Genomic DNA, 19278 nt, shown 5'->3' on the forward strand with positions numbered 1-19278 from the left:
TTTAAGACCAAGGAATGTCGGGCTGAAAGTCTTTCCCATATCCGCCGCCAAGTTTTGTGCCCATGGCGGTATCAAAGGTCGCCCAAAGCGTACCAAAGATGAACAAACCTACGCGCCGTTCATCCTTATCCCACCTGACCGAAATGTCTGCTTCAGTAATGGCCCAATCGCCCGATCGAATGTGAATTGCATCGATGACAGAACCTACTCGCCCGTCCTCGATTCGATACAGATAGAAGTATGCCGTGGCATTCGTTGGATCGTCTGCCTCATCATACTCAAAGACGCCGGCCAGATCACCTTTTGCCCGGATAGCGCTGTCGAAGAGATCCATGCCTGTCTGCATCTGTCAAAACAATGTTGAGACGTCGCGTGCGCCATGCACCACGCGCACGATCTCGACGCGCTGTTCGGCCAGGCGATAAAGCACGAGGTAATTGCCGATCGTCAATGCTCGCACTTCGGCGCCGATGTCGGGTCTCCGGGGACCGGATTCCGGGAATGTCGCCAATTGCAGGATGCGCGCCGCAATGGCGTCCAGAAAGCGGTCCGCGGCAAGCGGGCTGTCAGTTGCAATGCCAAACCAGATGTCGATCAGATCGTCTTCGGCGGCCGGGCTGCGGACAACGAGGACGTCAGCCATTCCGCTGTTTTTTGCCGGCTTCGCTGAACCGGCTGTGCGCCTTCAGTTTGATGTCCTCGATGTCGAAAGATGCGAACGGGCCGCTCTCCAGCCCCTCCGTCCAGGCTTTCCGCAGCCGTTGCGCTTCCGCCTCGCGCAAGGGTTGGCGAAGGCGCCATTCGCGGAGCGCCTCGCGGATCACTTCGCTTGCCGAACCGTATTGCCCGCTGGCCACCGCGCTCTTGACCATGTCCAGCAGTTCCGGCGAAAGCGCCACGCTGACTTTTTCGACTGTCGCCATCAACTTGTCTCCTTGCCAAGATGGTAGCAATAATTGCTACCCACTTCAAGGATGAGCCTCATGGCGTGATGCGCGCCAGATGCTCGAGGTCGGTCTCCTCACGCAGCGGATCGGGCGCCATCACCACTGAGGTGCTGTTGTCGGCATCGTCGGCGAAGTGGGCAAGCACGGTGCGGCCGCCTTCCATCCGCGCCTTGCCTTCAGCGACCAGCCCGAGCGCCAGCGGATAAAGCCGGTGCTCGGCCTTCAGCACGCGCGCGGCGAGCATGTCCTCATTGTCGCCGACCATCACCGGCACGGCGGCCTGGGCGATGATCGGGCCGTCATCCATATCGAGCGTGACGAAATGCACCGTGCAGCCATGGATGCGTATGCCCGCGCGCAAGGCGCGCGCATGCGTATCCAGCCCCTTGAAGGCGGGCAGCAGGGCAGGGTGGATGTTGATCATCCGTCCCAGCCATTTCTCGACGAAGCGCGCGCCGAGAATACGCATATAACCGGCCAGCGCCACGATCTCGGCGCCGAGCGAGACAAGTGCGGCGTCGATCGCCCCGTCATGCGCTTCCTTGCTGCTATAGTCGGCCCGCGAAATCACCTTGGTGGCGATGCCGCGCGCCGCCGCGATGCCGAGACCGGCGGCATTGGCCCGGTCGGAAACGACGCCGACGATCTCGGCCGGATAGTCCGGATTGCTGGCCGCGGCGATCAGCGCCGTCATGTTGGAGCCCCGTCCCGAAATCAGCACCACGGTGCGTTTGCGCATGCTCATAGGCCGATCGTGCCGCGATAGATCACGCCCGCGTTGCGGCGCGGCACGATGCGGCCGATCGGCGTCACCGTCTCGCCGGCCTCCTGCAGCACGGCCGCGACCTGTGCCGCCTGGCCGGAGGCGACGGCGAGGATCATGCCGACGCCGCAGTTGAAGGTGCGCATCATCTCGTCGGGCGCCACGCCGCCGGTCTTGGCCAGCCATGAGAACACCGCCGGCACCTCGATGGCGTCGAGGTCGAGCTCGGCCGAAAAATCCTTCGGCAGGACGCGCGGGATGTTTTCCGGGAAACCGCCGCCGGTGATATGGGCCAGCGCCTTGATGCCATGCGTGTTACGGATCGCCTTGAGGATCGACTTGACGTAGATGCGGGTCGGCTCGAGCAGCGCCTCGGCCAAAGTGGCTTCATCGTTGAAGGGCGCTGGATCGGTCCACGCAAGGCCGCTGGTGGCGACGATGCGGCGGACCAGCGAAAAGCCATTTGAATGCACGCCCGACGAAGCCAGCCCCAACAGCACGTCGCCCTCGACGATGTCGTCGGTCGGCAGCAACTGGCCGCGTTCGGCCGCGCCTACGGCAAAGCCGGCGAGGTCGTAGTCGTTGCCGTGATACATGCCGGGCATTTCCGCCGTCTCGCCGCCGATCAGCGCGCATCCGGCCTGCCGGCAGCCCTCGGCGATGCCGCCGACGATCGCCGCACCCTGGTCGGGATCGAGCTTGCCGGTGGCGAAATAGTCGAGGAAGAACAATGGCTCGGCACCCTGCACGACGATGTCGTTGACGCACATGGCGACGAGATCGATGCCGATCGTGTCGTGCTTGCCGGCATCGATGGCGATCTTCAGCTTGGTGCCGACGCCGTCATTGGCGGCGACCAGCACCGGGTCGGTGAAGCCGGCGGCCTTGAGGTCGAACAGACCGCCGAAGCCGCCGATCTCGCCATCGGCGCCCGGCCGGCGCGTCGCGCGCACCAGCGGCTTGATCTTCTCGACCATGAGGTTGCCGGCATCGATGTCGACACCCGCCTCGGCATAGGTGAGCCCGTTCTTGCGCTTGCTCATCACTCTTTCCTGCTTTCCGGGGCTCTTCGCATGAACGGCTGCGCCTCGCAAGGATAACGGCTGGCTCAGGCACTTTCGGCATCACAAAATCGTGGACAGAGGCCTCAGGCAAATCTCCAACATTGGCGATGGCGAAGGCCTTGAAGACAGCCGATCTCTTCGAACGAGCGGAGATTGGCGGCTTCTGCGTCGCTCTCACTTGCCGTAGCCTCTCATCTCTATCATGTATCAGCAAAACAGAAGCGACGGGACATGCGTTTGACCATCCCCAACATGATCACGATCATGCGTTTCGTGCTGGTGCCGGGCGTGGTGCTGGCCATGCTGCAGGCGCGCTGGGACTGGGCTTTCGCCGGCTTCCTGATCGCCGGCATTTCCGACGGCGTCGACGGCTTCATTGCCCGCCATTTCAATCAGTTTTCGCAGCTTGGCGCCTATCTCGATCCGATGGCCGACAAATTGCTGCTGGTCTCGGTGTTCGTGGTGCTGGGCTTCATCGGTGAGTTGCCGCTGTGGCTGGTCGTCACCATGGTGTCGCGCGATGCGCTGATCGTCTGCGCCGTCGTTCTGTCCACCGTCATGGCCCATCCGGTCGAGATGAAACCGCTGTTCGTGTCGAAGGCCAACACCGCCATCCAGATCGGGCTGGCGGCGGTGGTGCTGGGCGAACTGGCCCTCGCCATCGACCTCGACCCGCTCAGGCCGGTGCTCATATTGCTGTCCGGGGTCTTGACCGTGGCTTCGGCCGCGGCCTATCTCGTGGCTTGGCTGAGGCATATGAGCGGCTATGGCGAAGGCTCCAAACCGGATACCTGACCAGAACATCGACGCGGCAGCCGAGGCTGCGGCTGCCGATGCTGCCGCGTCTGGCGTGTTTCGCCGCCAAATCCGCTTCTGGCTGATCAGTGCCATCATCCTCGCGATCTTTCTCTATGTCTTCAGCGGCATCCTGCTGCCGTTCGTCGCCGGCATGGTGCTCGCCTACTTTCTCGACCCGGTCGCCGATCGGCTGCAGCGGCTCGGCCTGTCCAGGCTGATGGCGACGATTGTCATCCTGTTTGCCTTCATCGTCGTTCTGGTGCTGGCCTTCGTCATCCTCATTCCGGTGCTGGCTTCGCAGATGGCCGATTTCGCCAGCAAGCTGCCGGAATACCTGACCCGGCTGCAGAGCCTGATCACCAGCTTCGATCCGAGATGGCTGGAAGAGCAATTCGGCGTCGACGCCAATGGCCTGCGCGAAGGGTTGAATTCGCTGCTGACCTCCGGCTTCGGCCTGCTGACCACCGTGTTCACCTCGATCTGGAGCTCCGGCGTGGCGCTGGTCTCGGTGGTCAGCCTGTTCGTCGTCACGCCCGTCGTTGCCTTCTACATGTTGCTCGACTGGGATCGCATGGTGGCGATTGTCGACAGCTGGGTGCCGCGCGATTATGTCCAGACCGTCAGGGCAATCGCCAACGACATCAACACCGCCACCGCCGGCTTTGTGCGCGGCCAGGGCACGCTGTGCCTGGTACTGGGCGCCATGTATGCCACCGGCCTGACCTTGACCGGCCTGAATTTCGGCATCCTCATCGGCCTGTTCGCCGGGCTGATCTCCTTCATCCCCTATGTCGGCTCGCTGACCGGGCTGGTGCTGGCCGTCGGCGTCGCCTTCGTCCAGTTCTGGCCGGACTGGACCATGGTCGCGGCGGTGGCCGGCGTGTTCTTCGTCGGCCAGTTCATCGAGGGCAACATCCTGCAGCCGAGGCTGGTGGGCAAAAGCGTCGGCCTGCATCCGGTGTGGCTGATGTTTTCGCTGTTTGCCTTCGGCGCGCTGTTCGGCTTCGTCGGCCTGCTGATCGCCGTGCCGGCCTCGGCCGCCGTTGCCGTCCTGGCGCGCTTTGCCATCGCCCGCTATCTCGAGTCGCCGCTCTACAAGGGCCACAACACCGAACCTGTCCCGCCGCTGCCGGCGCGTCGCCGCGGGAGCGGTGGACCGCGCAGTTGAGCCAGATGCCGGACAACAACAAGATCGACCCGCCGCGCCAGTTGCCGCTCGATCTCGGCCACGGCACCGGCTATTCGCGCGACGAGCTCGTCGTCTCCGGCACCAACAGCCAGGCGGTGGCGCTGGTCGATCGCTGGCCGGACTGGCCGTCGCCGGTGGTCGTGCTCGCCGGCCCCGCAGGATCTGGAAAAACCCATCTGGCGTCGATCTGGCGCGCCCGCGCCGGCGCAGTGAAGGTCGACGCCGGGCGGATCGGCGACTGCATGGCGAGCCTCGGCGCGCGGCCGGCCCTGATCGACGATGTCGACGCCGGTCCGGTCGATGAAGAGGGGCTGTTCCATCTGATCAACACGGTGCGCGCGGCCGGCTCGACCTTGCTCTTGACGGCGCGGCGCTTTCCGTCCGCCTGGGGTGTCAGCCTCCCCGACCTCGCATCGCGACTGAAGGCGGCGGCGATGGTCGAGATCCACGAGCCAGACGATCTCTTGCTGGCCGGTGTCATCACCAAGCTGTTCGCCGACCGCCAGGTCGAGGTCGAGCCGCATGTCGTGCAATATCTGGTGCGCCGCATCGAACGCTCGCTGGCCACCGCGATGCGCGTGGTCGAGCGGCTCGACCGAACGGCACTGGAGCGCAAGACGCCGATCACAAGGGCGCTCGCCGCAGAAACCGTCAGCGCCATGGATGAGGGGCAGGGCGAGTTCGAGATTTAAAAAATCGCGATCAAGTGGAATGAGCCATTTCCGAGCAATCATATTCCCAATTCTGGTAGATCGGTGTATGATTTAATCATACACACCTGAGGCAAGAAAGACGGTTCGATGCGTACCACTCAACCCCTGACCATCACCTTGCCGCTCGATATGGCGCAGATGGTCAAGGACAAGGTTTCATCGGGCGAATACGCCAGCGAAAGCGAGGTCATCCGCGATGGCCTCCGCACGCTCGCCCAGCGTGATGCGGCTGTAGAGCGTTGGTTGCGTGAGGAAGTCGTGCCGACGATGAAGGCTGTTGAAGCAGACCCATCGCAACTGATGACCCTGGAAGAGGCCAAGAAGCGCCTGCACGCCCATGTCGATGCCATCGTGGCTAAAGCTTCCCGCGGATGACGCACCAGGTCGTGTTCAGCGCGGCCGCCGAGAAGGACGTGGCCGAGCTGCTGGCCTACCTTGTGCCCGAGGCTGGAGAAAGAACTGCACGGGCTTGGGTCGACCGACTGATTGTCTACTGTGAGGGGTTTGCCACATTCCCTGAGCGCGGCACACGCCGGGATGACATAGCCCCGGGGCTTCGTACAATTGGTTATCGGCGGCGGGCGACGATAGCCTTTCGCGGGGATGGTAACGTAGTGGTCATCTTGCGCATGCTCCATGGCGGCCGCGCCTTGGAGGCGGTCGAGGACATAGACGACGAATAGATTTTCGGCCGTGATTCATTGACGGCCGGTGTCCCATTTCGGGAAACGTCGGCTGGCATCTGATTTGCACCTGCAAGCTTGCCGGCTAACCCGGTCCTGATTGCGTATCAAATCAGGTTGTAGGCTCGCCGGGAGATGAGGCGGTTGGGGTTCTCTTCCCGGCGAGCTTGCCTTCAACAAGGGGTCGCTGGTTGCGTATTTTGCTGCTCCGGTCGAGCGGTCCCAGTCGGTCCGGTCGAGACTCGTCACAACCGCAACTGCCATAACTCAGCTCCTTTCGCCCGCCACCGCAGTTCGTTCCGCGCCAAAGCGCCTGCGGTAATCGCCCGGCGCCAGGCCGGTTATCCTGGCGAACACCTTGCGGAAGGAGCCGGGATCGTCATAGCCGACATCCCAGGCGATCTGGTCGATGGATCGGGTCGTCGCTTGCAGCATCTCACGCGCCTTGCCGACGCGCAGGTGCTGGCAATACTCGGTCGGCTTGAGGCCGGTGGCGTTGCGAAAGCGGCGCAAAAAAGTCCGCTCCTCCAAGGCTGCATGCTCCGCCATGGTGGCGAGCGTCACATCGCGCGCGCCTCTGGCCTGGAGCCAGTGCTGCACCTTGAGGATCGCCTCGTCGCCATGGTTCAGCCTGGGAGCAAAGGGGCTGTAGAAGCGTTGCTCGCGTCCCGGCGGGTCGACCAGCATGAAACGGGCGGTGTCCATCATCACGGTCGGCCCAAGCACCCTGTCGACGAGTTTCAGGCCGAGGTCGGTCCAGGCCATATAGCCGCCGGCGGTGATGATGTCGCCGTCGTCGATGACCAGCTTGTCGGCATCCAGTGCGATGTCGGGGAAGCGCATCGCCAGCGCGTTGCGATAGGCCCAGTGCGTGGTCGCCGCACGACCCGACAGCAGGCCGGTCTCGGCAAGCACGAAGGCGCCGGCGCAGACCGAGCCGAGCGTCGCGCCGGCAGCATGGCGGGCCCTGAGCCAGTCGGCATAGGGCGCGGCCGTCTCGCGAGCGATCGGATCACCCAGGGTCGGAGGCAAGATGATCATGGCAGGTCCATTGCCGGGGCCGGGCTCGCTGTCGAAGCTGCGGATGACGGTTTGGCTCGCGTCCTGCCACTGCCAATGGCTGACGCGAAGCCTCGGCGAGTCCGGCGACCGGTCGGCAGCCAGCCGGTTGGCCAACTGGAACAGATCTGTCAGGCCAAGAACAGCCGCTTGCTGAACGCCGGGATACACCACGAGCCCGATTTCGACCCGATCACGCGCCGCACCCATCTGTCAGTTTTGCCACGTTCAATGTCTGTTTTGCCAATTCTCACCATGACCCCGTTGCAGTAGCTTGTCCACAGAAGGAACGAACCTTCCCGCACCATTTCAGCCAACTGCAGCAAGGAGCACGACGATGAGCACATTCACCACCAGGGACGGCACCGAGATTTTCTACAAGGATTGGGGCACAGGCCAGCCAATCGTGTTCCATCACGGCTGGCCGCTGAGCGCCGACGACTGGGACAACCAGATGCTGTTCTTCCTCGACAAGGGCTATCGCGTCATCGCGCATGACCGGCGCGGGCACGGCCGCTCGACACAGACCGCGACCGGCAACGAGATGGACACCTATGCCGCCGACGTCGCGGCTCTGGTCGCGCATCTTGATCTCAAGAACGCCGTCCATATCGGCCATTCGACCGGCGGCGGCGAGGTGGCGCGTTACGTGGCCCGCTACGGTGGCGAAGGACGCGTCGCCAAGGCGGTGCTGATCGGCGCGGTGCCGCCGATAATGCTCAAGACCGACGACAACCCCGGCGGCCTGCCGATCGAGGTCTTCGACGGCTTCCGTGCCGCTCTGGTCGCCAACCGCGCCCAGTTCTACAGGGATGTGCCGGCCGGCCCGTTCTATGGCTTCAATCGCGAGAGCGCCAAGGTCTCGCAAGGGGCCGTCGACAATTGGTGGCGCCAGGGCATGATGGGCGGAGCCAAGGCCCACTACGACTGTATCGAGGCTTTTTCCGAAACCGACTTTACGGAAGACCTGAGGAAGATCGACGTACCCGTCCTGATCATGCACGGCGATGACGACCAGATCGTGCCGATTGCCGACTCCGCCCTGCTTGCCGCCGAGCTGGTGAAGCACGGCACGCTCAAGGTCTACGATGGCCTGCCGCACGGCATGTGCACCACCCACCCGGAAATCATCAATCCGGATCTCCTGGCGTTCATCCAAAGCTGACGTTTCGCAAGCTTCAGGCGGGCACGCCGGGAAATCCGGGCTGCCCGTCGGTCGCTTGGTGCTTCGTCAGTCGTAGATGCTGTCCGGCGCAGGTGCGCCGGCAGCACGGCCGATGATTTCCGGTGAATGGATGGTCGGAGTGGAGAGATTCGAACTCCCGACCCTCTGGTCCCAAACCAGATGCGCTACCAGGCTGCGCTACACTCCGAGTCCTTGGCGGCGTATAGGGTTCCGGGCTTGGCTGCGCAACCCCTAAAAGTCGAAAACGGAACAAACGGAAGGCCCGGGTCGAGAGCGGAGTGGGAAATGCCGGCCCGCGCAACGGTTTCGCGGCAGCGCCACCTCAGGCATCCAGGTTGCTGTCCAGCGGCACGCTGCCGTTAACCCGGATAAAACGTCCCCGCCGGGAAGAAAACGCCCCGGTGTGATCTCGGTCGTCCTGTCCACGGCCGAGAGGGTTCCATCGTCGGTGGGCCGCCGTGAAGGGGGTACGGCAGGCTCGGCCTTGCCGCCGGCAGCATTGCGCAGTAATGACGGGAATACAGCGGCGGTGCCGCTTGCACGTAGTAACGAGGTGTTCATGTCCGCGCGCATTTTCAGCCCAGCCAAAACCGCGATGCAGTCCGGCAAGGCCAAGACCGGCCACTGGGTGCTGGAATTCGATCCCGAGATGCGCAAGAAAATCGATCCGCTGATGGGCTACACCACGTCGGCTGACATGCGGAGCCAGATCAGGCTCACCTTCGACACAAGGGAAGAGGCGGTGGCCTATGCGGAGAAAGAGGGGCTGGCCTACCGCGTCGAGGAGCCGAAGGAATCCAAGCGCCGCCAGATTTCCTATGCGGAGAATTTCCGCTATGACCGCAGGACGCCCTGGACGCATTGACCGGCAAATGCCGGGCAGCCGTCGCAGCGCATGAATTAGCCGGCCCTTGGCGTCGGCCAGCGGTCCCGTAGCTCAGCTGGATAGAGCACCGGCCTTCTAAGCCGATGGTCACAGGTTCGAATCCTGTCGGGATCGCCAGCATTTTCAAGGGTCCATTCTGGACACAAGGTATCAGCGATGCGCTGATCGGCCCGCGTCCTCGCCCGGAGGCGCGGGCTTTCAGCTTGGTGCTAAGTGCGACTAGCTCCAGGTGCCTCGTCGAGGAGATTTGGACCCTTGCTCACAGGCATCTGGCCGTCGGGAGTAAGCTTGTCCACTGCGTCGGGCAGTTCACTTGTGAGCCGGTCCAGAAGTTCCTCGCGGGACAATCCGGTTTGCTCCGCGAGATCGCTCAACGTTTGCGGATCGATCGCTTTCTCGACTTGGTCGCGCTGAACGGGGCGATTCGATCCTGTACCAACCCAAGAATCGACTTGATCGCCCGCACCCGCATTCCTGAGACGCTCCAGGATGTCGCCGAGCCCGCCGGTGGAGCCAGCGTTTTTGGCATCTGTCGAGTTCCTGCCGGCGATTAACTCGCCGATCCTATCCCTGTTCTTGTAGGCAAGCAGGCCAAGCAAGGCTATGGCGACTTTTCCTATGTCAAGGCTCATTTCGCACCTCCTTCCATGAAGAACGGACAAGGCATGCGGCTTTGAAAGGTTCCACGGTATTTGCTGCTGGGCTGGTTTTCAGTTCGGTTAAGGGCGATGGGGGCTTCCCGGTCGAATCCCCGCAGGACTTCAGCACGGGCGCCGCCGAAACGATCAAGCCTCATCGGACGTGCATGTTCAGCCTCGATCGTATCGGACTGCGGCGCTCTGAATTCACAACGATGCAACCACTGCCTTGTCTTCGCGTTTATCCGCCTCCAATCCTGGCGAGCTTTAAAAATGACGGCGTTCATTCCGATTTCAATCTACTTGAATGGCAAATCAATGGCGATCGCGTCGATAGCCGACGCTGCGAAAGCGCTGCAGCAACCATGGCCATCCATGGACAAGCCGTCCCGACTTGAAGCAATCCGAATCATCGAGGAATGCCTGGCCGGACATTGCAGTCACCAAGCTGCGTTCGCTGCTTTCGAGGCGGCCGCATCTGAACAGGGCCTTCTTAAGCAAAGGCCTCCAAGCGCAGGCCTCAGGAAATTCGACGGGGTTGCCGAAGACCTGATGTGAGGTGATGCTGCCCTCGCGACCTTGAACCGCTGACAGGCCTCGCCCGGGCGGACTTGGCCAGCCGTGATTGTGGACCACCCGCCAAAATTGAGAAATGGCGGGTAGTCCTTATCAGCGCAGGAAGGGACGTAGCTGCGCAGATCTCAGTTCGTTCTTGGTCAATCGTCAAAGTCCGGCCGGTTCCCTAGCTAACGACCGTTCCAATCGCCTGGAACGTGATGGAGACAGCGAAGACCGCAGCGAGTAACCAGCGGGCTTTCCATCGGCTTCTTCCGCGAACTCACAGCTAGCAACTGCTACGAGCAGCCGCAGTTCCGGGTGGCGCGGTGTCCGGGCTATTACGCGAAAACAGGTGAGACTTAGGTCCCGCCTCGAATCAGACCGAAGCCCAACCAAGGAACGTTTGCGGCTGCCTGAGGTTTGGGTGAGCCTGGCGCGAAGACGATGCCGTTCAGCGCAATGGAGCTCACATAAAGGAGGCACTTATGAGTATGCGTCTTTCCACTGCAGCCGCGGGGTTTCTGTTGCTGGCTGGTATCGGCGCCGCTGCTGCTCAGGACGTAGTCATCGAGCCTGAACAGGAGACCGTCATCAGGGAATATGTCAAAAAGCAGCCGCTAGCATCGGTGAAGATCCCTGGAGTGGAACTCAATATCGGCTCAACCTTGCCCGAAACCGTCGAACTTCACGAAGTCCCCGACACAAAATACCGTTACGTGGTGGTCGACAACCGGACCGTTGTGGTTGACCCGGGCACGCGCAAGATCATCAAAGTCATCGAATGAGCTAAGCGACTGGACCCGCCCTCCTGAAAGGTGCGGCGGCAAGTCGAGCAACGAGGAATGTGATCACCATGTCGAACCGTGAGATTGGAGCGTCGCAGGCGCTGCGAATACGCGTGGCTGACCTCGCTGAGAGGATGCGCGGCGCCCGGATTACCGAGAACGAACTGAAGACCTTTCGAAAGGTCGCAGCAGTCCTGGAGGGCGGCAAGGGCAGAATCGATGCCGACGATTTGATTGCCGCATCCTTCGTCGTCGAGACGCCGGACTAACAAGAAGTGCTGCGATGTCCCTGTCTCCCAGCCTATTCTCTGTTGGCCTGACTTTCCGATGCCCGCAGTGCAACTTCGCCGTCATCAAGAACGGCAGCTGGTTTCAGGTCGTTTCCCATTACAAGTGCGAGGGATGCGGACGCGAGATCCGCATCACCTATCCCGACAAGATTGCGATCTTCCAGAAGCACGCGCACTTGGCCATGCCGCCGGGAGTGCGGTAGCTGCGGCAGCAGACCAACTCCTTCGTTGCAAGTGAGCTCGAATTGCCGGGCTCGAGCGCGAGCGTCATGGTGACCTAGATAAACCAGGTCGCCACCAGCCCCAAAGACGCGGAAAGGATTGCGATCGTAGTAGCCCTTCCCAGGGCGTTGGTTGTCCTGCTGTTGACCTTGTCTGCCATGATCCGCGGGTTGTTCGTCATCAGCATGATGAGAAGAAGCAGTCCTGATCGCATTATTGGGCGTGGGTGGGCCAGAACGCCCAGATCAGCAAAGCTGCCAAAGCCAGCCAGAGCGCCACGGTAATGAACATCCCCATCCTGCTTTGCGGCTGTTTTTCGAGCGCGGCAGCCCGCGCTCTAAATTCGGCCATCAGCGACGGCGGAACAAGCCTTATGGCCAGGACTACGCCGAGCGGAACGATGATCAGGTCGTCGATATAGCCGAGCACCGGAATGAAGTCCGGGATCAGGTCGATCGGGGAAAGCGCATAGGCGGCTACCATTCCGGCCACGAACTTCGCAAACCAGGGCACCCGAGGGTCGCGCGCGGCGAACCACAGGGCGACGACATCAAGCTTGATAGCGCGCGCCCGGCTCTTTGCCGCTTCCAGCCAGGCTTTCATAGGCGTCACTTTAGCACAGATTGTCCGCCGGGACATTCGCACATGTAAGTGCGGAATTCCCTTGTTTACGAGTGGATTACCCGCGTTGGCGAATTGGATTTAGCAATACGCGGGCGCAAGCTTCAAGCGGCCGCCGCCGCAGCCAGACCGCGCGCCAGATCGGCCTTGAGGTCGTCGACGTCCTCGAGCCCGATCTGCAGGCGCACCAGCGGGCCGTCATAAGGGCCCTTGGCGACGACGCGGTCGCCGAGGAAGACCGGCACCGCAAGGCTCTCATAGCCGCCCCAGGAATAGCCGAGGCCGAATATCCTGAGCGCGTCGAGGAAGGCATGCTGCTGTTTCTGGCCGCCGCCCGCGAGGACGATGGAAAAAATGCCGCTCGAGCCGCAGAAGTCGCGCTTCCAGAGATCGTGGTCGGGATGGCTGGCAAGCGCTGGATGCAGCACGCGCGCCACGCCCGGCTGGCCCTCCAGCCAGCCGGCGATATCAAGTGCGCTGCGCTGATGGTGGTCGAGGCGCACGCCCATCGTGCGCAGGCCGCGCAGCACCTGATAGACATCGTCCGGCCCGGCGCAGCAGCCCATCGTGTAAAATGTCTCGCAAAGCTGTTTCCAGCAGGCCTTGTTGGCCGACGCGGTGCCGAGCAGCACGTCGGAATGGCCAGCCGGATATTTCGTCGCCGCATGGATCGAGATGTCGACACCGTGATCGAGCGGGCGGAAGTAGAGCGGCGTCGCCCAGGTGTTGTCCATCATGACGATCGCACCTGCGGCGTGCGCCGCGCTGGCGATGGCCGGTATGTCCTGCACCTCGAAAGTGTTGGAGGCCGGTGATTCGGTGAACACGACCCTGGTGCTGGACTTGATCAGCGCGGCAATACCGGCGCCGACATGCGGATCGTAGTACTCGACCTCGACGCCCAGCCGTTTCAGCATCGTGTCGGCGAAATTGCGGGTCGGGTGATAGACGGAATCGACGATCAGGACATGGTCGCCGGCCGACAGGAAGGCGAGCAGCGGCACCATCACCGCCGCCAGGCCGGAGGGCACCACAATCGTGCCGGCCGAGCCTTCCAGCCCGTCGATGGCGCTGGCAAGCGCGTCGGTGGTCGGCGTGCCGCGCGTGCCGTAGGTGTATTTCTGGCCGCGTGCCGCCATCGTTGCCGCGTTGGGATAGAGCACGGTCGAGGCATGCACGACCGGCGGGTTGATGAAGCCGAAATAGTCGTGCGGATTGTTGCCCGAATGGGCAAGCCGCGTGTTGATGCCCATTTGGTTGCCGTCTTTTGTCATTGCGCTTCGCCTCTGATGAGGCGCTAGCCATAGTGCGGCGGCATTGGCCGCGCAACCGTTCGCCATCCGCCAGCCGGCGACTTTGGATGTGCCAATTGATTCCATGACAAGTCAGTCATGCGCGGTAAATCCGAGGGACGGGTTTGCCGGCGCAGCCCCGATTCGCGTTGACCGGACTTTGCCGGCTTTGTTCGCACCGCTGGCTAATTTCCAGGCGCGTTTGTCTGCAATTCAGGCATTTGCGGCAATTGCTTTTCGAACTCTTTCGGTTTCGGTCATTTTCCTTGACCTCACTGGAATAATCGCCTTCGATGCGGTTCGTGAATGGGAGGCAGCGCGTCGGTTGCGATGCGGGGTTCCGGGAATGGGCCGGAACGGGAAGCTGCGTTCACACGGAAAAAAAGTCAGGTTCGCCTGAAACAACAGAAAAGGGTCTGTGGGTTATGAAACACATTGCAATCGGCATTCTGGGCGCCGCCGCGCTTGGATTGGTGGCTTCGGCCGCGTCGGCGGCCACGCTCGACGACGTCAAGGCCAAGGGCTTCATCCAATGCGGCGTCTCGACCGGTCTGGCCGGCTTCTCGGCGCCGGACGACAAGGGCGACTGGCAAGGCATCGATGCGGATTTCTGCCGCGCTGTCGCGGCCGCCGTTTTCGGCGATGGCACCAAGGTCAAGTTCACGCCGCTCAGCGCCAAGGAACGCTTCACCGCGCTACAGTCAGGCGAGATCGACATGCTGTCGCGCAACACCACCTGGACCATCAACCGCGATACGGCGCTTGGGCTGAACTTCGTCGGTGTCACCTACTATGACGGCCAGGGCTTCATGATCAATGCCAAGAAGCTGCCAGGCGTGAATTCCGCGCTGCAGCTTTCGGGCGCGGCGGTCTGCGTGCAGAGCGGCACCACGACCGAGCTCAACCTCGCCGATTACTTCAAGGCGAACAAGATGGAGTACAACCCGGTCGTCTTCGAAAAGCTGGAAGAGGTCAACGCCGCCTATGACGCCGGCCGTTGCGACGTCTATACCACCGACCAGTCGGGCCTCTACGGCATTCGCCTGACGCTGGGCGCGCCCGCCGACCACGTCGTGTTGCCCGAAATCATCTCCAAGGAGCCGCTCGGACCGGCCGTACGCCAGGGCGATGACCAATGGTACCACATCGTCAAGTGGACCTATTTCGCGCTGCTGCAGGCAGAGGAACTCGGCATCACCAAGGCCAATATCGATGAGATGAAGTCCTCGGACAGTCCCGAGATCAAGCGCGTGCTCGGCCAGGAGGCCGATACCAAGATCGGCACCGATCTCGGCGTCTCCAACGACTGGGTCGTCAACATCGTCAAGGCAGTTGGCAATTACGGCGAAATGTTCGAACGCAATGTCGGTTCGGGCAGCCCGCTGAAGATCGCGCGCGGCATCAACGCGTTGTGGACCAAGGGCGGCCTACAATACGCTCCGCCGATCCGCTGATCGAAATGTGATCCGGAAGGCAGCTTTCCTGCCTTCCGGTTTCTCTTTCCAGGGGATGGTCGAATGGCATCGCAGGAAATTCTTCGCGAGGAGCCAAGCCGCGGCTCCTTCATCAACGATCCGAAGGTCCGCGGCATATTCTTCCAGGCGGTGGTCGTCATCGTGCTGGTGGCGTTGGTCTGGTGGATCGTACAAAACACCATCGACAATCTGACGCGCCTGCGCATTGCATCAGGCTTCGGCTTCCTCAGGGGCCGCGCCGGCTTCGACATCAGTGACAGCGCCATCGCCTATTCGTCGGATTCGACCTATGGCCGCGCCATTCTGGTCGGCTTCATCAACACGCTCATCGTTGCCGTCGCCGGCATCATCACCGCCACCATCATCGGCTTCATCCTCGGCATCGGCCGGCTTTCGCACAACTGGCTGATCCGCAAGATCTGCATGGTCTACGTCGAGGTCTTCCGCAACATTCCGCCGCTGCTGGTTATCTTCTTCTGGTATTCCGGCGTGCTTGCCGTGCTTCCCATACCGCGCGAGAGCATCAACCTGCCGTTCGGCTCCTTCCTCAACCAGCGCGGCTTCTATTTTCCGCGCGCCGTCTGGGGCGACGGCTCCTGGTTGATCTTCGTCGCTTTGCTTGTCGGCATCGCCATGGCGTGGTTCGTTGCCCGCAAGGCGCGTCAGCGGCAGATGGCGACCGGCCAGCAATTCCCGGTGTTCTGGACGTCAGCGGCGCTGATCGTCGGGCTGCCGTTGCTTGCCTATGCGCTGAGCGGCTTCCCGCTGAGCTTCGACTATCCAAAGCAATCGACCTTCAACCTGACTGGCGGCTTCCAGGTCAAGCCGGAGTTCCTGTCGCTCTATCTGGCGCTGTCCTGCTATACGGCGGCCTTCATCGCCGAAATCGTGCGCGCCGGCATTATGGGCGTCAGCAAGGGCCAGAGCGAAGCAGCCGGTGCGCTGGGTCTGCGTCCAGGATCGATCCTGCGGCTTGTGGTTGTTCCGCAAGCCATGCGCATCATCATTCCGCCATTGACCAGCCAGTATCTGAACCTGACCAAGAACTCTTCGCTCGCCATCGCCATCGGCTATCCGGATCTGACGGCGACAGCCGGCACGGTGCTGAACCAGACCGGCCAGGCGATCGAGTGCGTGCTGATCATGATGGTGGTCTATCTCGGGCTCAGCCTGCTGACCTCGGCGGTGATGAACGTGGTCAACGCCAGGATGGCGCTGGTGGAGAGGTAGCGACATGCAGGAACACGATACCTCCTGGGTTCGGACCGAAATGGCGCTGTCGCAACAGGCGCCCGCCGGCGTGCGCGGTCTGGGGGCCTGGATCCGCAAGAACCTGATCGCGTCGACCGGCGACACCATCCTGACCATCGTCGGCATCGTACTGGTCGCGATGATCCTGCCGCAGATTATCAATTGGGCCTTCATCAACGCCCAATGGACCGGAACCGACCGCACCTTCTGCGCCACGGTGGCGCAGGGCGGCATCCAGCCGGACGGCTGGTCCGGCGCCTGCTGGGCCTTCGTCAACGCCAAGTTCGGCCAGTTCATGTTCGGCCGCTATCCGATCGATGAGCGCTGGCGGCCGATCCTGGTCGCCGTCCTGTTCGTGGTGTTGCTGGTGCCGTTGCTCATCCCGCGCGTGCCGCGCAAGGGGTTGAACGCCATCCTGTTCTTCCTGGTGCTGCCGATCGTTGCCTTCATCCTGCTGACCGGCGGCGTGTTCGGCCTGCTGCATGTCGAAACTCCGCTGTGGGGCGGCCTGCTGGTGACGCTCAGCCTGTCATTCGTCGGCATTGCTGTTTCACTGCCGATCGGCATCGTGCTGGCGCTCGGCCGGCGCTCGAAGATGCCGATCGTCAAGACGCTATGCGTCGTCTTCATCGAGACGGTGCGCGGCATCCCGCTGATCACCGTGCTGTTCATGGCCAGCGTCATGCTGCCGCTGTTCCTGCCGGCCGGCGTCACCTTCGACAAGTTGCTGCGCGCGCTGATCGGCGTCTCGCTGTTTGCCGCTGCCTATATGGCCGAAGTGGTGCGCGGCGGTTTGCAGGCCATCCCCAAGGGCCAGTATGAGGGTGCCGATTCGCTCGGCCTCGGTTACTGGCAGAAGATGGGCCTGATCGTGTTGCCGCAGGCGCTGAAGCTGGTCATTCCCGGCATCGTCAACACCTTCATCGGCATGTTCAAGGACACCAGCCTTGTCTACATCATCGGCATGTTCGACCTGCTCGGCGTCGTCAAGCTGCACTTTTCCGACGCCAACTGGGCGACGCCGCAGACCGCCAGGTCCGGCCTGGTGTTTGCAGCCTTCGTCTTCTGGCTGTTCTGCTTCGGCATGTCGCGCTATTCGATGTTCACGGAACGCCGGCTCGACACCAGCTACAAACGCTAAGAACAAAAAAGGGAACCTGCCATGGCCACAGAAAATGCCGTCAGCGCGGAAGAGATCAAGGTCAATGCCGCCAAGATGCATATCTCCGACACCGATGTCGCCATCGACATCATCGCCATGCACAAATGGTACGGCGAATTCCATGTGCTGAAGGACATCAACCTGAAGGTGATGCGCGGCGAGCGGATCGTCATTTGCGGCCCTTCGGGCTCCGGCAAATCGACGATGATCCGCTGCATCAACCGGCTGGAAGAGCACCAGAAGGGCAAGATCATCGTCGACGGCAAGGAACTGACCAACGACCTCAAGAAGATCGACGAGGTGCGCCGCGAGGTCGGCATGGTGTTCCAGCACTTCAACCTGTTCCCGCACTTGACCATCCTGGAAAACTGCACGCTGGCGCCGATCTGGGTGCGCAAGACGCCGAAGAAGCAGGCCGAGGAAATCGCCATGCACTTCCTCACGCGCGTCAAGATCCCGGAACAGGCCAACAAATATCCCGGCCAGCTTTCCGGCGGCCAGCAGCAGCGCGTGGCCATCGCCCGCTCGCTGTGCATGAACCCGCGCATCATGCTGTTCGACGAGCCGACCTCGGCGCTCGATCCGGAAATGATCAAGGAAGTGCTGGAGACGATGGTCGGCCTCGCCGAAGAGGGCATGACCATGCTCTGCGTCACCCACGAGATGGGCTTTGCGCGCAAGGTCGCCAACCGGGTGATCTTCATGGATCAGGGCCAGATCGTCGAGCAGAACACGCCGGCCGAGTTCTTCGACCATCCGCGCCACGAGCGCACAAAACTGTTCCTGTCGCAGATCCTGCACTGATCGCTCTCACGAATCATAAGAGCCCGGCCGAAACCCGGCTGGGCTCTTTTGCGTCCGAGCTGTCAGCCGGCGATCGCGCCCCGGTTGCAAGGCCGTCCCTCATCGAAAAGCCATCCCTCATAAACAAGGTTGGGCGTTTTCTCGCCATTCTGGTGGTGGCAATCGTGCTTGGCGTGATGCTGGGCACATTCATTCCGCGGCCGCTCTTGCCGGCGGCCGCCGCCGATCCCGTCGCCACCAGGCACATCCTGGTGCTGAAAAATCCGATCCACACCGATATCGCCATTCCGGTCGATGACGATGTGCGCAAGCGCTTCCATTTCCTGGTCGATGGCGGCATTCCGGCCGACATGGCTGGGGTCCGCTACATCGTCTTCGGCTGGGGAGGCCGCGCCTTCTATCTGGAGACGCCGACCTGGTCGGAACTGAAGGTGGTGCCGGTGATGAAGGCGCTGACCCTTGACGCTTCGGTGATGCATGTCGATGTCGCCGGCAATATCGTCGAGCCTCATGCCGACGTCGCCGGCTTCGACATCAGCGAGGAGCGTTTTGCAGCGCTGCTCGACTTCATCGCCGCAAGTTTCCAGCAAGGGCCGAACGGCCCGATACTGATCGAGAATGCCGCCTATTCCAGGTTCGACCGCTTCTACGAAGCCAACGGCCGTTTCAATGCGCTGGTTGGCTGCAACACCTGGACAGCGGCGGCTCTGCGTATCGCCGGCCTGCGGACAGGCTGGTGGAATCCGCTGCCGGCCTCGCTCGACCTGTCGATGCGGATTTATAATTAAGGTAATCAGTCGGCTTGGCATTGGCGAGTGGGGTAGAAATCGACCGCGCGCCCCCCTCTGTCCTGCCGGACATCTCCCCCACAAGGAGGGAGATTGGCAGTTTC

The 19278-nt window shown here is 62.1% G+C and carries 26 protein-coding genes and 2 tRNA genes; 17 read left to right on the forward strand and 11 right to left on the reverse strand.

Annotation, left to right across the window (positions count from 1 at the left end; genetic code table 11):
• Position 1: 1 nt before the first annotated feature.
• From BQ8794_RS08500 to purM, 5 genes are all read right to left on the reverse strand, one after another.
• Positions 2 to 334 carry a hypothetical protein gene (locus tag BQ8794_RS08500; protein ID WP_077375711.1) on the reverse strand — a complete coding sequence of 111 codons (333 nt, stop codon included), beginning with the start codon at positions 332 to 334 and terminating at the stop codon, positions 2 to 4.
• A gap of 15 nt (positions 335 to 349) precedes the next feature.
• A complete protein-coding gene (locus tag BQ8794_RS08505) occupies positions 350 to 643 on the reverse strand; it encodes a type II toxin-antitoxin system RelE/ParE family toxin (protein ID WP_077375578.1) in 294 nt (97 codons plus the stop codon).
• Entirely contained in the window at positions 636 to 899 is a 264-nt protein-coding gene (locus BQ8794_RS08510) for a type II toxin-antitoxin system ParD family antitoxin (protein WP_244554893.1), read from the reverse strand. Before BQ8794_RS08510 ends, BQ8794_RS08505 begins: the two co-directional genes overlap by 8 nt.
• A gap of 82 nt (positions 900 to 981) precedes the next feature.
• Entirely contained in the window at positions 982 to 1692 is a 711-nt protein-coding gene (gene purN, locus BQ8794_RS08515; RefSeq protein ID WP_077375584.1) for a phosphoribosylglycinamide formyltransferase, read from the reverse strand.
• Positions 1689 to 2753 carry a phosphoribosylformylglycinamidine cyclo-ligase gene (gene purM / locus BQ8794_RS08520; RefSeq protein WP_077375587.1) on the reverse strand — a complete coding sequence of 355 codons (1065 nt, stop codon included), beginning with the start codon at positions 2751 to 2753 and terminating at the stop codon, positions 1689 to 1691. The genes purN and purM overlap by 4 nt, the downstream gene beginning before the upstream one ends.
• Positions 2754 to 3011: 258 nt before the next feature.
• On the opposite strand from purM, the gene BQ8794_RS08525 reads away from it, so the two are divergent.
• The 5 genes from BQ8794_RS08525 (at position 3012) to BQ8794_RS08545 (ending at position 6157) form a co-directional block, all read left to right on the forward strand.
• Positions 3012 to 3569, forward strand: coding sequence for a CDP-alcohol phosphatidyltransferase family protein (locus BQ8794_RS08525; protein ID WP_077375714.1), 558 nt, complete (start codon positions 3012 to 3014; stop codon positions 3567 to 3569).
• Complete coding sequence (locus BQ8794_RS08530; RefSeq protein ID WP_077375590.1) at positions 3541 to 4740, forward strand: AI-2E family transporter; 1200 nt, start codon at positions 3541 to 3543, stop codon at positions 4738 to 4740. The genes BQ8794_RS08525 and BQ8794_RS08530 overlap by 29 nt, the downstream gene beginning before the upstream one ends.
• Before the next feature lie 5 nt (positions 4741 to 4745).
• Positions 4746 to 5453 carry a DnaA regulatory inactivator HdaA gene (gene hdaA / locus BQ8794_RS08535; protein ID WP_077375593.1) on the forward strand — a complete coding sequence of 236 codons (708 nt, stop codon included), beginning with the start codon at positions 4746 to 4748 and terminating at the stop codon, positions 5451 to 5453.
• Between the two features lie 108 nt (positions 5454 to 5561).
• On the forward strand, positions 5562 to 5849 hold the full coding sequence (locus BQ8794_RS08540) for a ribbon-helix-helix domain-containing protein (RefSeq protein WP_077375596.1): 288 nt from the start codon (positions 5562 to 5564) through the stop codon (positions 5847 to 5849).
• Entirely contained in the window at positions 5846 to 6157 is a 312-nt protein-coding gene (locus tag BQ8794_RS08545; protein WP_077375598.1) for a type II toxin-antitoxin system RelE/ParE family toxin, read from the forward strand. The genes BQ8794_RS08540 and BQ8794_RS08545 overlap by 4 nt, the downstream gene beginning before the upstream one ends.
• 267 nt (positions 6158 to 6424) lie before the next feature.
• Here the strand turns inward: BQ8794_RS08545 and BQ8794_RS08550 are convergent, their stop codons facing one another.
• Positions 6425 to 7426 (reverse strand): GlxA family transcriptional regulator, encoded by a 1002-nt coding sequence (locus tag BQ8794_RS08550; protein WP_077375601.1) that lies wholly within the window; start codon positions 7424 to 7426, stop codon positions 6425 to 6427.
• Between the two features lie 127 nt (positions 7427 to 7553).
• On the opposite strand from BQ8794_RS08550, the gene BQ8794_RS08555 reads away from it, so the two are divergent.
• Entirely contained in the window at positions 7554 to 8381 is an 828-nt protein-coding gene (locus tag BQ8794_RS08555; protein WP_077375604.1) for an alpha/beta fold hydrolase, read from the forward strand.
• A 131-nt stretch (positions 8382 to 8512) separates the two neighbouring features.
• Here the strand turns inward: BQ8794_RS08555 and BQ8794_RS08560 are convergent.
• Positions 8513 to 8589: transfer RNA gene (locus BQ8794_RS08560), tRNA-Pro, on the reverse strand.
• A gap of 372 nt (positions 8590 to 8961) precedes the next feature.
• On the opposite strand from BQ8794_RS08560, the gene BQ8794_RS08565 reads away from it, so the two are divergent.
• Positions 8962 to 9267, forward strand: a complete 306-nt coding sequence (locus BQ8794_RS08565) for an ETC complex I subunit (RefSeq protein WP_023800638.1) — start codon at positions 8962 to 8964, stop codon at positions 9265 to 9267.
• A gap of 61 nt (positions 9268 to 9328) precedes the next feature.
• Positions 9329 to 9405 (forward strand) — tRNA-Arg (locus tag BQ8794_RS08570).
• Between the two features lie 92 nt (positions 9406 to 9497).
• Here the strand turns inward: BQ8794_RS08570 and BQ8794_RS08575 are convergent.
• Positions 9498 to 9920, reverse strand: coding sequence for a YidB family protein (locus BQ8794_RS08575; protein ID WP_077375607.1), 423 nt, complete (start codon positions 9918 to 9920; stop codon positions 9498 to 9500).
• Positions 9917 to 10213 (reverse strand): hypothetical protein, encoded by a 297-nt coding sequence (locus BQ8794_RS35545; RefSeq protein WP_167378675.1) that lies wholly within the window; start codon positions 10211 to 10213, stop codon positions 9917 to 9919. The genes BQ8794_RS08575 and BQ8794_RS35545 overlap by 4 nt, the downstream gene beginning before the upstream one ends.
• Between BQ8794_RS35545 and BQ8794_RS35550 the strand changes: the two genes are divergently transcribed.
• From BQ8794_RS35550 to BQ8794_RS08590, 3 genes are all read left to right on the forward strand, one after another.
• Positions 10200 to 10484, forward strand: coding sequence for a DUF982 domain-containing protein (locus BQ8794_RS35550; protein WP_167378676.1), 285 nt, complete (start codon positions 10200 to 10202; stop codon positions 10482 to 10484). The genes BQ8794_RS35545 and BQ8794_RS35550 overlap by 14 nt on opposite strands.
• Before the next feature lie 485 nt (positions 10485 to 10969).
• Positions 10970 to 11269, forward strand: a complete 300-nt coding sequence (locus tag BQ8794_RS08585) for a DUF1236 domain-containing protein (protein WP_023800634.1) — start codon at positions 10970 to 10972, stop codon at positions 11267 to 11269.
• Between the two features lie 113 nt (positions 11270 to 11382).
• Positions 11383 to 11538 (forward strand): hypothetical protein, encoded by a 156-nt coding sequence (locus tag BQ8794_RS08590; protein ID WP_342187812.1) that lies wholly within the window; start codon positions 11383 to 11385, stop codon positions 11536 to 11538.
• Positions 11539 to 11994: 456 nt separating this feature from the next.
• Here the strand turns inward: BQ8794_RS08590 and BQ8794_RS08600 are convergent, their stop codons facing one another.
• Both BQ8794_RS08600 and BQ8794_RS08605 read right to left on the reverse strand, forming a co-directional pair.
• Complete coding sequence (locus BQ8794_RS08600) at positions 11995 to 12384, reverse strand: YkvA family protein (protein WP_077375618.1); 390 nt, start codon at positions 12382 to 12384, stop codon at positions 11995 to 11997.
• Positions 12385 to 12506: 122 nt separating this feature from the next.
• On the reverse strand, positions 12507 to 13676 hold the full coding sequence (locus tag BQ8794_RS08605; RefSeq protein WP_077375716.1) for a cystathionine beta-lyase: 1170 nt from the start codon (positions 13674 to 13676) through the stop codon (positions 12507 to 12509).
• Between the two features lie 43 nt (positions 13677 to 13719).
• Between BQ8794_RS08605 and BQ8794_RS34500 the strand changes: the two genes are divergently transcribed.
• The 6 genes from BQ8794_RS34500 to BQ8794_RS08630 all read left to right on the forward strand — a co-directional run bounded on the left by BQ8794_RS34500 (position 13720) and on the right by BQ8794_RS08630 (position 19174).
• Positions 13720 to 14094 (forward strand): hypothetical protein, encoded by a 375-nt coding sequence (locus BQ8794_RS34500; protein ID WP_143744494.1) that lies wholly within the window; start codon positions 13720 to 13722, stop codon positions 14092 to 14094.
• 25 nt (positions 14095 to 14119) lie between these two features.
• Positions 14120 to 15148: an amino acid ABC transporter substrate-binding protein gene (locus tag BQ8794_RS08610; RefSeq protein WP_077375621.1), complete on the forward strand. Its 1029-nt coding sequence runs from the start codon at positions 14120 to 14122 to the stop codon at positions 15146 to 15148.
• A 63-nt stretch (positions 15149 to 15211) separates the two neighbouring features.
• Complete coding sequence (locus BQ8794_RS08615) at positions 15212 to 16399, forward strand: amino acid ABC transporter permease (protein WP_077375624.1); 1188 nt, start codon at positions 15212 to 15214, stop codon at positions 16397 to 16399.
• A gap of 4 nt (positions 16400 to 16403) precedes the next feature.
• Positions 16404 to 17561 carry an amino acid ABC transporter permease gene (locus BQ8794_RS08620; protein ID WP_077375627.1) on the forward strand — a complete coding sequence of 386 codons (1158 nt, stop codon included), beginning with the start codon at positions 16404 to 16406 and terminating at the stop codon, positions 17559 to 17561.
• 75 nt (positions 17562 to 17636) lie between these two features.
• A complete protein-coding gene (locus tag BQ8794_RS08625) occupies positions 17637 to 18386 on the forward strand; it encodes an amino acid ABC transporter ATP-binding protein (protein ID WP_174654397.1) in 750 nt (249 codons plus the stop codon).
• 119 nt (positions 18387 to 18505) lie between these two features.
• Entirely contained in the window at positions 18506 to 19174 is a 669-nt protein-coding gene (locus BQ8794_RS08630; protein ID WP_077375719.1) for a TIGR02117 family protein, read from the forward strand.
• Positions 19175 to 19278 lie beyond the last annotated feature (104 nt).

The organism is Mesorhizobium prunaredense, from assembly GCF_900156895.1.
Classification (GTDB): domain Bacteria; phylum Pseudomonadota; class Alphaproteobacteria; order Rhizobiales; family Rhizobiaceae; genus Mesorhizobium; species Mesorhizobium prunaredense.